The sequence below is a fragment of the Serratia sp. K1WW1 genome (assembly GCF_055790865.1).
In genome coordinates, this window is record NZ_CM147697.1 from 629,593 (window position 1) to 641,533 (window position 11,941).

An 11,941-nucleotide genomic window follows, 5' to 3' on the forward strand; every position below is an offset into this window, starting at 1 on the left:
TTCTGCAACTGATAACGAACTCTATCGGTCCCCTCTCCCTGTGGGAGAGGGTTAGGGTGAGGGGCACAAGCGTTAGGTTATATATTTGGTCATTAAGGAGAAATGCGTGAGGCGACTGCCCGGGATCCTGTTAGCCACAGGCGCCATTTTGATTGTTGTTGTGGCGTTGCTGATCAGCGGGTTGCGTCTGGTGCTGCCTGAGCTTAACCACTATCGCCCGCAATTGCTGGAGAAGGTGCAGGCGATCGCCGGGGTGCCCGTCGAAGCCGACTATGTCCAGGGCAGTTGGGAAACCTTTGGCCCAACGCTGGAAGCCCGCAACATCCGTTTGGCCCTGCCAAAAAGCACGATCCAGATCGAGCGCGTCACGCTGGCGCTGGACGTGTGGCAATCCCTGCTGCATTGGCGCTGGCAGTTCCGCGATCTCACCTTCTATCAACTGCAGCTCGATCTTAACACGACGCTCGGGGGTGAAGGCAGTAATGGAAATGGCCTTACCCCGAACGGGGTCAGCGATCTGTTTCTGTATCAATTGGATCACTTTGATCTGCGCAATAGCCGCCTCTCGTTCCTTACCCCATCAGGCTCGCGTGCTGAATTCCATATCCCGCAAATGACCTGGCTCAACAGCTATAACCGCCATCGCGCGGAAGGTCAAATCAGCCTGACCAGCCTGAATGGCCAGCACGGTGCGGTACAGTTACGCCTGGATCTGCGGGATGAGCAGGGGCTGCTCAACACCGGCACCATCTATATGCAGGCCGATGAGATCGACATGAAGCCCTGGTTCAGCCGCTGGCTGCAAACCAATACCGGTCTCGAAAGCGCCGATTTCAGCCTGGCCGCCTGGCTCAATATCAAAAATGGCGCAATCTACAGCGGTAATGCCCTGCTTAATAAAGGCACCGCCAGTTGGTCAGCGGGTGGCGATCAACACCGGCTGGACGTCGATAATCTGGCGTTGGCACTGAGCCGTGAGGGCAACGGCTGGCAGGTGCATGTGCCTGCCCTGAACCTGAAAACCGATGGCCAAGCCTGGGCACCGGGAACACTTACTGCGCTGTGGTTGCCGGAAAATACCCAATTTATCGGGCCAAACCAGAGTGAAGAACTCCGTATCCGCGCCACCGGCATCCAGCTGGAACGGCTGGAAGCGTTGCTGCCTACCTTCTCGTTCCTCAGCCCGGAAGTGCTGGAGCACTGGAAAGACTTACAACCTCGCGGCATGCTTAGGGCGCTGGCGCTGGATATCCCGCTGCAACAGCCGGAAAAAACCCGTTTTCAGGCGTGGTGGCAGGATCTGAGCTGGCAACACTGGAAACTGTTGCCGGGCGTCGATCACTTTTCCGGCGCGTTAACCGGGGGCGTGGAAAACGGCCGTCTGACGCTGGGGCTGAATAACAGCACGCTGCCTTATGGCGATATGTTCCGGGCACCGTTGGAGATCGGCCGTGCAAGCGGGGCGTTGACCTGGCAAAACAACGCTCAAGGCTGGCAATTGGCAAGCCAAAGTCTGGATGTACAGGCCAAATCCCTGTGGATTAACGGTGATTTCCGCTATCAGCAACCGGCCAACGGCGAGCCTTGGCTGGATATTCTGGCTGGCATCCGTTTGTATGATGCCGCCGATGCTTGGCGTTATTTCCCTGAACCGCTGATGGGTAAACATTTGGTGGATTATCTCAGCGAGGCGATCCAGGGTGGGCAGGTTGATAATGCTTCCCTGATCTATGCGGGCGATCCGCAGCACTTCCCGTATGAGAAGAATGAAGGGCAGTTTCAGGTGTTTGTCCCACTACGCCACGCTACCTTCCAGTTCCAGCCGGAATGGCCAGCGCTGGACGATCTGGCGATCGACCTCGACTTTGCCAACAATGGCCTGTGGATGAATGCGCCACAAACCAAACTGGGCAACGCGACGGGCAGAAATATTAGCGCCGTCATTCCGGACTATAGCAAACAACGCCTGTTGATTGATGCCGACGTTGCGGGTACCGGGCAAGCTATCCACGACTATTTCATGCAGACCCCACTGGATGACTCTGTCGGTGCGGCATTAGATGAGCTGCAGGTGGGTGGCAATGTAAGTGGGCGCTTACATCTGAATATTCCGTTGGACGGTGAGCTGGTTAACGCCAGCGGTGAAGTGACGCTGAATAACAACTCGCTGTTGGTCAAGCCGCTGGAAAGCCAGCTAGAGAGAGTGAGCGGCAAGTTCCGTTTCGACAACGGCAACCTGCAGAGCGATACCCTGACGGCCAACTGGTTTGGGCAGCCGCTGACGGTCAACTTCGATACGCTGGAAGGCAAACAGGATTATAAGGTTAACGTTGGGCTGAAAGGCGATTGGCAACCGGCCAAGGTTGAAGGCCTGCCGCCAGAGTTTGCCAAAAAGCTGGCAGGCAGCGCCGCCTGGCAGGGTAAAGTGGCCATCAATCTGCCGCATAAAGGCGAGCCGAACTATGAGATTGGTGTGAATGCCGATCTGAAGAAAGTAAGCAGTCACTTACCTTCTCCCCTGAATAAAGCCGCAGGGGAAGCTTTACCGGTTAGCGTAAAAGTGAACGGCGGCCTGCAAGGATTTATGCTCAATGGCAGCGCGGGCAAGCAAAACCACTTCAACAGCGAATGGCTGCTGGCCAAACAGCAGGTGACGCTGGCACGTGCTGCCTGGCAAACCGGCGGTTCCGCTACCCCAACGTTACCCAAAGATAAATCCCTGGTGCTCAATCTGCCCGCGCTGGATGGCGAGCAATGGCTGGGGCTACTGGCACCGGCGATGAAGCAAAGCAGCGGTGCAGGCAAGGTGGGCAGCTTTGTGTTCCCAACCAGCGTAACGCTCGAAACCCCACAGCTGACGCTGGGCGGACAGGCGTGGCATAACCTTCAGCTGGCGGTTGTGCAGCAGTTGGCGGGAACGACCGTCACCGCCAAGGCTAAAGAGATTGATGGTAGCCTGTCTATGCCGGATAAGGGCGTGTGGCGCGCGGATCTCGGCTATCTTTACTACAACCCGCAGTTTGCCAGCGGCGACGGCAGTGCTGGTGGAACCAACCCGTTGGACTCGAAGGAGCGGATCTCGTTCCAGGATTGGCCTTCGCTGATGTTGCGTTGTAAATCCTGCTGGATGATGGGGCAGAATCTTGGCACGGTGGAGGCCGATCTCAAACGTGAGGGGGATTCTCTGGTGCTGAGCCATGGCCTGGTAGATACAGGCTATGGCCGTATGAGCGCCACCGGCCTGTGGAAACAGAACGCTCAGGAAGAGCGCAGTGCGTTAAAGGGCAAGCTGCTTGGCAGCAAAATCGATCGTACCGCCAGTTTCTTCGGCGTGATCATTCCATTAAAAGATGCACCTTACGATATCGATTTTGATCTGCACTGGCATGGGCAGCCATGGAAACCGCAGGTCAACACGCTCAATGGCACCATGAAGGTCGATCTGGGCAAAGGCGAGATTGACAACGTCGGCGGAGGTCGGGCTGGGCAGTTGTTACGTTTGGTCAGTTTTGATGCCCTGCTGCGCAAATTACAGTTCGACTTCCGTGATACCTTCGGTAATGGATTTTACTTTGACTCCATACGCGGCACTATCTGGGCGAAAGATGGCATAATGCATACAGATAACTTTTTGGTGGATGGGCTGGCGGCGGATATTGCCATGAGCGGCCAGATCGACCTGGTGAAACGCCAGATTGATATGCAGGCCGTGATAGCGCCAGAGATCTCGGCGACGGTCGGAGTCGCGACCGCGTTTGTGATCAACCCGATTGTGGGGGCGGCGGTGTTTGCGGCCTCGAAAGTGCTGGGGCCGTTGTGGAGCAAGATCTCGTTTATCCGCTATGACATTACCGGCAGCCTGGACCACCCAAGTATTCATGAGGTGTTGCGTAAGCCAAAAGAGGATAAATCGCCATGAAAAATGCTAACGTTGCGTTATTACAGCTGTGTAGCGGTGAGCAGGTACGGGACAACCTGGCCCAGATTGAACAGCAGATCAAGCAGCTCAATCCCGGGATAAAACTGGTGATGACTCCGGAGAATGCCTTACTGTTTGCCAACTCGGCCGCCTACCGTGAACATGCGGAAACGGAAGGTCACGGACCGTTGCAGCAGGCGGTGCGTGATATGGCCCGCCGTTATGGGGTATGGTTGCTGGTTGGCTCTATGCCATTGATCAGCCGCGAAGATCCGACACGCATCACCACCAGCAGCCTGCTGTTTGACGATCAGGGCGAAATCCGTGGCCGTTACGATAAACTGCACATGTTCGACGTGGATATCAATGATATCCATGCCCATTATCGCGAGTCGGATACCTATCAGCATGGCCAGCAATTAACGGTGGTTGATACGCCGGTTGGCCGCTTGGGCATGACGATATGCTACGACCTGCGCTTCCCTGGCCTGTATCAGGCGCTGCGCGCGCAAGGTGCGGAACTGATCTCGGTGCCCGCCGCATTTACCCGCGTGACCGGTGAGGCACACTGGGAGATTTTGCTGCGTGCCCGTGCTATCGAGAACCAGTGTGTGATCCTGGCTCCCGCGCAGGTAGGCCGTCACGGGGCCACCCGCCGCACTTGGGGACATTCCATGGTGGTAGACAGCTGGGGCAATGTGCTGGCAGAAAACCCCGACGCGGTCTCCGCGCTGAAAGTGCGCGTGGATACCGGCAAGTTGCATACCATCCGCAAACAGATGCCGGTGATGCAGCACAACCGATTCCAGCCGACGCTGATTGCGCCGGTTGAAAACTCCTCCAATAAAGAGTGAAAAAATTATGAGCCTGTCGTTTGTCAGTGAGCAGTTACTCGCTGTGAATAAGCTGAGTCATCAAGACCTGTTCTCCGTATTGGGTCAACTGGCCGAACGCCGCCTCGATTACGCCGACCTCTATTTTCAGTCCAGCTACCACGAAGCCTGGGTGATTGAGGACGGCATCATCAAAGATGGCTCGTACAATATCGACCAGGGCGTTGGCGTGCGCGCGGTCAGCGGTGAAAAGACCGGCTTTGCCTATGCGGACCAAATCACCCTGAACGCCCTGAACCAAAGTGCTCAGGCTGCTCGCAGCATTGTGCGTGACAGCGGCAATGGCAAAGTCCATACGCTGGGAGAGATCGGCTATCAGGCGCTGTACCCTTTACTCGATCCGTTGCAAAGCCTGCCGCGGGAAGAGAAGATCGCGCTGTTGCACCGGGTAGACAAGGTCGCACGTGCTGAAGACAAGCGCGTGCAGGAAGTAACGGCCAGCATCACTGGCGTGTATGAGCAGATACTGGTTGCGGCAACGGATGGCACCTTGGCGGCGGATGTTCGCCCGCTGGTGCGTTTCTCCGTCAGCGTGCTGGTGGAAGAAGACGGCAAGCGTGAGCGCGGAGCCAGCGGTGGCGGTGGCCGTTTTGGCTATGACTACTTCCTGGAAGTGGTGGATGGCGAAGTGCGTGCCGATGCTTTTGCCAAAGAAGCGGTGCGTATGGCGCTGGTCAACCTCTCTGCCGTGGCGGCTCCTGCGGGCACCATGCCTGTGGTACTGGGCGCGGGTTGGCCGGGCGTGTTGCTGCATGAAGCGGTCGGTCACGGGTTGGAAGGCGACTTCAACCGCCGTGGCACCTCGGTATTCAGCGGCCAGATGGGCCAGCTAGTGGCTTCTGAGCTGTGCACCGTGGTGGATGATGGCACCTTGCAAGGCCGCCGTGGTTCACTGGCTATCGATGACGAAGGCGTGCCGGGCCAATACAACGTGCTGATTGAGAACGGCATCCTGAAAGGCTACATGCAGGATAAGCTCAACGCACGGCTGATGGGCGTAGCGCCTACCGGCAACGGCCGCCGCGAGTCTTATGCTCACCTGCCGATGCCGCGTATGACCAACACCTACATGCTGGCGGGCAAGTCGACGCCGGAAGATATTATCGCCAGTGTGGAGTATGGCCTGTATGCGCCGAACTTTGGCGGTGGTCAGGTCGATATCACCTCCGGGAAATTTGTCTTCTCCACCTCTGAAGCCTATCTGATCGAAAATGGGCGCGTCACCAAACCGGTGAAGGGTGCCACGTTGATTGGTTCAGGTATTGAGGCGATGCAGCAGATTTCGATGGTGGGTAACGATCTGGCGCTGGATAAGGGCGTTGGCGTGTGCGGTAAAGAAGGGCAGAGCCTGCCGGTAGGCGTTGGCCAACCGACGCTGAAGCTGGATTCACTTACCGTGGGCGGTACGGCGTAATAAGCGCGGTTTAATGTATCAAGCCCTGACCCTCGCGGGTTGGGGCCAAAGCTAATTTGTGAAACCGGATAAGGCCCAGCCAGGATTACGCCTCCGTATACTCCATATCCTTATGGGGGATGCCATCATCAAGGTATTCGCCTGATACCGTTTTGAAACCGAATCCTTCATAGAATTTGACGAGGTGAGATTGTGCCGAGAGCTTTATCGCCTTGCCTGGTTCATCGCCGTGGATTAAGGACATCGTTTTTTCCATCAGCCTGACACCCAGCTTCTGACCCCTGACGGAATCATCAACAATCACTCGCGTGATTTTGGCCGCATCCGGAGAATCGTCCACATGCAGCACTCTCGCGTAGGCGACAAGCTTGCCGTCGCTGTATCCGGCAACGTGAAGGGTGCTATTAAGCAAATCCTGTCCATCAATATCCTGAAACGGGCACGTCTGCTCGACGATAAACACTGCCATGCGCAGCGACAGAATATCATGCAACTGCTGCGCGCTGAGGCCGTTGCCTTTCAATGCCTGCCAGCTTATTTCCATCTTTAACCCTTACGTTGTTTATTAACCATGAAATGACGACTCTGGGCTGATGACGGCCTGTCATTCAGTTATAATATCACTCCATAACTTAATGAATATACTGAATTATACTGTGCGATTAGCTGGATGAATCATGAAGTTTTCTGACAAAGAGGGTGAGTCTGGATCGTAGCAACCTCTCCAGACACATCATTGGGGATCGTTGGTGACAGCCGCCGCATTAGACAGCTGGGTCCCCTGATGATAGTAAAGTGCAATCATCAGTTGGCTAAGTTCCTTGAAATTAAATGGATCCAACGACGTCGCTTCTTTTATCTGGTTAAGCCGATAGGTGAGCGTGTTGCGATGTACCCCAAGTTCCCGCGCAGCGTTTGCCAGTTCGGCATTGTGTGCGATATAGGTACTTAACGTGTTGAGCAGCATTTGACCCGTGCTCAGCATCAGTAATTTATCGATTCTCTGTTTGAAATAAAGGGTAAATGAGCTGCTTCTGGCTTCATTCAGCAACCCGCTGAAGGCAAACTGCTGGCCGTTAATGACCCGCGGTTGTGGTAACGACTCCCGAGCATGTTCTATCATCTCTTTGATCATAAATACCGATTGGCGGAAAATCCCGGCAGAGCCAGACTCTACCCCAATGCCAATAGTGTAATGGCTCAGCTGAGTTTCCATAAAGGCGTTCATAGCTTTAACCGTGGCTTCGGTCTGTTCGATCGTGGTGATAATTAACAGGATCTCATCATTGCTGAGCAATATTACCCGTTGGGATTTTAAAATATGTGAGAGTTTATTGAGGATGTGATCGATGGTTTGCCCCAATAAATGCCCGCCGGTTTCAATATTGATCAATACCGGCAACAGGGGTTGTGACAGGTCGATCTCTTGCTGTACCAACTGGTGAAGTATTTCCTTACCTTTGTCAGTATCGCCCACTTCAAGATACTGTTTTAGCAACAGATCTCTGATGCGGTATTGCCAGTTCATTTCCCGGATAGCTAAAGACTGTTTGATCAACAGCTCTGCCGCCAGAATCGCCAGCTCGGCATAACGCGCAATCGCGGCAGGATTTCCACTGATACCTATCACCATAACTACCTGATCATCGACGATAATTGGATGATTGATACCGGGTTGCACATTTTTGTACCTGGCCGCCTGCTGAGCATTTTCTATCGTCATCCGCTGGCGGCTCTTTATCACCTCAAATGCCACTTCATGGCGTTCACCGATCCTATGTGGTTCGCCCGAAGCGATAATTATGCCCTGATGGTCAATAACATTAACATTATAATGGATAATACTCATCGCTCGTTTCACAATGGTATTAGCCAGCTCTAAGGTGATCAGCATACTCATACCTTTATGATATAAACCTCTATTGTAGTGAGGGAGGGTAAATATAATATCGAATGTTTCTTGCCAATTTCACGGTAAGCTTATTGCCCCTTCAACAGATCTACCTATTAAACTTAATACAATTCAGGTAACTCAACGCGTAAGCCGATGTTTGCCATCCGACCCTCTCTTTGGCAGAGGGCCGGAAATATCTATTGCGCTAACTTAAGAGACTACCTTTCCCGCTCAAACAGCATTGAGATCCCTTGCCCTCCACCGATACACATGGTGGCTAAACCGCTATTGACGCCACGGCGCTCCATCTCATACATCAGTTTTACAGCGATGATGGCACCGCTGGCCCCAACAGGATGCCCCAGCGCAATGGCTCCCCCGTTGACGTTCACTTTCGCCGGATCCAGCTCCAGATCGTTCATCACCGCCAATGATTGGGCCGCAAAGGCCTCATTAAGCTCAATAAGATCGATATCGTGCACCGACATATTCAACTTTTGCATCAGTTTACGAGTTGCCGGAGCCGGGCCAAAGCCCATGATTTCTGCCTCACAACCTGCCACTGCCCAGCCTCGGATCACCATCCGGATGGGTAGCCCCAGTTTTTCAGCGTTGGCTCGGGTAGTGACAACCAACGCGGCGGCCCCATCATTGATACCTGATGACGTTGCTGCTGTGACCGTGCCGTCTTTTTTAAACGCCGGTTTCAACTGCGCATACTTTTCTTTCGGCGTATCCCTTGGGTGTTCATCGGTGGCAAACAGACGGCTGCTCTTGCCTTCACGAACCTCCAGCGGCAGGATTTGCGAGGTAAAATGCCCCTCCTTGATGGCTGCCAAGGCTTTTTGCTGACTGCACCAGGCAAACTCGTCCATCGCCTCACGGCTGATGTTAAAACGTTCCGCGACGAACTCGGCGGTCATACCGTTGTGATAAGGTCCTTCCGGCCAGGTCAAGATAGAGACAATGCCGTCTTCCAGCTCCCCGTGCCCAAGGCGATAACCATAACGAGCCTTGCGAATATAGTGGGGCAGTTGGGTCATATTCTCTGTCCCACAGGCGACGGCGATCTCGGCGTTACCGGTTTGCAGTTCCAGCATGCAATCGACAATCGCTTGCAGACCCGAACCGCACTGGCGGTTCACCGAATAGGACGTCGTTTCGTTCGGTAACCCCGCGCGCAACTGGCAAATACGGGCGATAAAACCACTCTCCGCGATTTGCCCTACGTTACCTACCACCACCTCATCAATTTGTGCGGGTTGCAGCCCGGCACGGGCCACGGCCTCACGGATCACCGCTGCGCCCAAATCATGCTGGTGCGTATCTTTAAAGCTACCGCCCATGGTACCGATCGCCGTGCGTACGCCGCTGACGACGACAATGTCATTTGCATTTTTCATTCTATTCTCCTTACAGCACCATGCCGCCGCCGACGTTGATCACTTCGCCATTGATATAGCGTGCCTCGTCGGAAGCCAGGAAGGCGACGCAATGGCCGACATCAACCGGATCGCCAGCATATCCAGCAGGGATTTTGCCGATCATGATGTCCCAGACTTTTTCCGGTACTCCACGGGTCATATCGGTTTCGATAAATCCTGGGCAGATGGCGTTAACGGTAACCCCTTTTTTTGCCAGCTCCCGGCAGGCCGTTTTGGTCAGGCCGATCACCCCGGCTTTTGAAGCAGCATAGTTGGCTTGCCCAACATTGCCTAACCAACTGGCCGACGAGATATTGATGATCCGCCCGCTGGCACGTTCACGCATGCGTACGGCGGCTTCCTGCATGCAGTGGAAGGTCCCTTTCAGGTTGATATCCATCACCAGATCCCAATTCTCTTCCGTTAGCTTGTGTAACATGGCATCACGGTTAATCCCGGCGTTATTGACCAGAATATCTATCGGCCCTAGCTGCTGCTCCGCCGCAATAAATAACTGGTTAACCTCTTCGCGGTTGGCAATATTACAGGCGATGAAAATGGCTTTATGGCCCGCGCTCACCAATTCGGCGGCAGTTTTATTGCCACCTTCCTGGTCGACATCACAAATGACTATCGCGGCCCCTTTCTCAGCCAATACCTGGGCAATGCCTCGCCCAAGACCACGGCTGGCCCCGGTGACGATAGCCACTTTATTCGTTAAACACATAGGGTACTCCTTATCGTTTTAATTCCTGACCACGCTGAATTAGCGCAGAGATAACAAATATGTTTTTACTGTCTGGCCAGCATTTCCTTCAGGCCAAAAGGGGCGTCACAAAATAGCGCAGCATCCATCTGTTTTAATGAGGGGGAAATAAGTGGCATAAATTCCATTTGTTGCAGGATGTCCCGCTCAAGATCGACGCCAGGGGCGATTTCTATCAGTATCGGGCCCTGCGCCGTCAGTTCAAACACCGCTCGTTCCGTCACCAAATGCATTTTTTGTTTTTTCTGGCGGGCTATTTCGCCGTTATAGGAAATCTGGTTAATCGACCGCACCAGTTTTTTAACCGAGCCTTCCTGCAGGATAGTTAATTGCCCTTGCTGGAATGCCACCTCCAACCCCTTGGCGGTAAAGGTGGAGCAAAACACCACGTGGTGTGCATTTTGGGTAATATCGATAAACCCTCCGGCTCCGGTACAGCGGTCCCCCATACGGGTGGCGTTGATATGCCCGTTGGCGTCCATCTCGCCCGCTCCCATATAGGTGATATCCACCCCCGCACCGTTGTAATAGAGCATCTGTTCCTGATGGTTAATCATGGCGGTCAGGTTTTTACCGATGCCAAAATCAACGCCACCGGCCTGTACGCCGCCGTAGATACCTGATTCAACGGTGATGGTGACCGCTTCGCTCACCCCCTCTTCATGGATGATGGTGCCAATAACATCGTTGGGAATACCGGTGCCCAGATTGATCACACAGTCCGGGGATAGGAATTGACAAGCGCGGCGGCCAATCACCTTGCGGATGTTCAGCGGCAGCGTTTCCACTTCGCTGGCAGGAGTCACCAGGTTGCCGCAATAGGCCGGGTCATAGAACCAGGAGGAGGTCTGACGATGGTCTTGCTCGGGGTCTTCACATACCACAATGGCATCAATAAAATTCCCCGGCACCACGATCTGTTTCGGGTGCAGGCTCCCTTTTTCCGCCAGATTTTTTACCTGGGCTATCACCTTGCCGCCAAAGCGTTTGGCCGCCAGCACCGCCTGCAGGATCTCCAGTTTCATGGCCTCTTCCTCACAGGTGAGATTGCCAGCGGTATCCGCCGTAGTGCCACGAATGATCACCGTATCCAGCGGGAGTGCCGGATAGAACAGATATTCCTCCTCGCGCAGGCTGACCACTTCCACCAAATCTGGCAGGGAGCGGGTCAACGCATTCATTTTGCCGCCTTCCAGGCGGGGATCGATAAAGGTACCCAGCCCTACTTTGGACAGGTAACCGGCCTGACCTGCCGCCATGGCCGTATACAGATGGACAATCTGCCCCTGTGGCAGACAGAAAGCTTCAACCTCGTTGGCGGCAATCTTTTCCATCCACTTGGGTGCCAGCCCCCAGTGCGAACCAATAATGCGTTTTACCATCCCTGGGGGAGTAAAATGCTGATTGCCGCGCTCACGATTTGACTGCCCGGCAGAGTGAATATAGGTCAGCCCGTGCGGAGCTCCCGTTTCAGTAAAGCGCTTTTCCAGAGCTTTCAAGATCGACTCCGCGGCCCCGATCAATGTCATGCCGATGGTGCACAGGGTCGAGCCGTTATTCACTAACTCTGCGGCCTGCTGAGCCGAAATGACTTTATTTCTCATATTGCTACCTTACGTCTGTGCGGCGGT

8 protein-coding genes are annotated in these 11,941 nt (G+C 54.3%); 3 read left to right on the top strand and 5 right to left on the bottom strand.

Annotation, left to right across the window (positions count from 1 at the left end):
• Positions 1-106: 106 nt before the first annotated feature.
• Genes yhdP through tldD form a run of 3 tightly spaced genes read left to right on the top strand, consistent with a single transcriptional unit; the run spans position 107 to position 6,226 of the window.
• A complete protein-coding gene (gene yhdP, locus ACX9GU_RS02860) occupies positions 107-3,919 on the top strand; it encodes an AsmA2 domain-containing protein YhdP (protein WP_473193788.1) in 3,813 nt (1,270 codons plus the stop codon).
• Positions 3,916-4,773, top strand: a complete 858-nt coding sequence (gene nit1, locus ACX9GU_RS02865) for a deaminated glutathione amidase (RefSeq protein ID WP_186486634.1) — start codon at positions 3,916-3,918, stop codon at positions 4,771-4,773. The genes yhdP and nit1 overlap by 4 nt, the downstream gene beginning before the upstream one ends.
• Before the next feature lie 7 nt (positions 4,774-4,780).
• A complete protein-coding gene (gene tldD / locus ACX9GU_RS02870; RefSeq protein ID WP_021807011.1) occupies positions 4,781-6,226 on the top strand; it encodes a metalloprotease TldD in 1,446 nt (481 codons plus the stop codon).
• Positions 6,227-6,311: 85 nt separating this feature from the next.
• Here tldD and ACX9GU_RS02875 read toward each other — a convergent pair whose 3' ends face one another.
• The 5 genes from ACX9GU_RS02875 to ACX9GU_RS02895 form a co-directional block, all read right to left on the bottom strand.
• Positions 6,312-6,770, bottom strand: a complete 459-nt coding sequence (locus ACX9GU_RS02875) for a GNAT family N-acetyltransferase (protein WP_473193789.1) — start codon at positions 6,768-6,770, stop codon at positions 6,312-6,314.
• Between the two features lie 189 nt (positions 6,771-6,959).
• Positions 6,960-8,120, bottom strand: a complete 1,161-nt coding sequence (locus tag ACX9GU_RS02880; RefSeq protein ID WP_473193790.1) for a CdaR family transcriptional regulator — start codon at positions 8,118-8,120, stop codon at positions 6,960-6,962.
• A gap of 218 nt (positions 8,121-8,338) precedes the next feature.
• A complete protein-coding gene (locus ACX9GU_RS02885) occupies positions 8,339-9,523 on the bottom strand; it encodes a thiolase family protein (RefSeq protein WP_473193791.1) in 1,185 nt (394 codons plus the stop codon).
• Between the two features lie 10 nt (positions 9,524-9,533).
• Entirely contained in the window at positions 9,534-10,271 is a 738-nt protein-coding gene (gene fabG, locus ACX9GU_RS02890; RefSeq protein WP_473193792.1) for a 3-oxoacyl-ACP reductase FabG, read from the bottom strand.
• A 65-nt stretch (positions 10,272-10,336) separates the two neighbouring features.
• Positions 10,337-11,914, bottom strand: a complete 1,578-nt coding sequence (locus tag ACX9GU_RS02895) for an acyl CoA:acetate/3-ketoacid CoA transferase (RefSeq protein WP_473193793.1) — start codon at positions 11,912-11,914, stop codon at positions 10,337-10,339.
• Between the last annotated feature and the right edge of the window lie 27 nt (positions 11,915-11,941).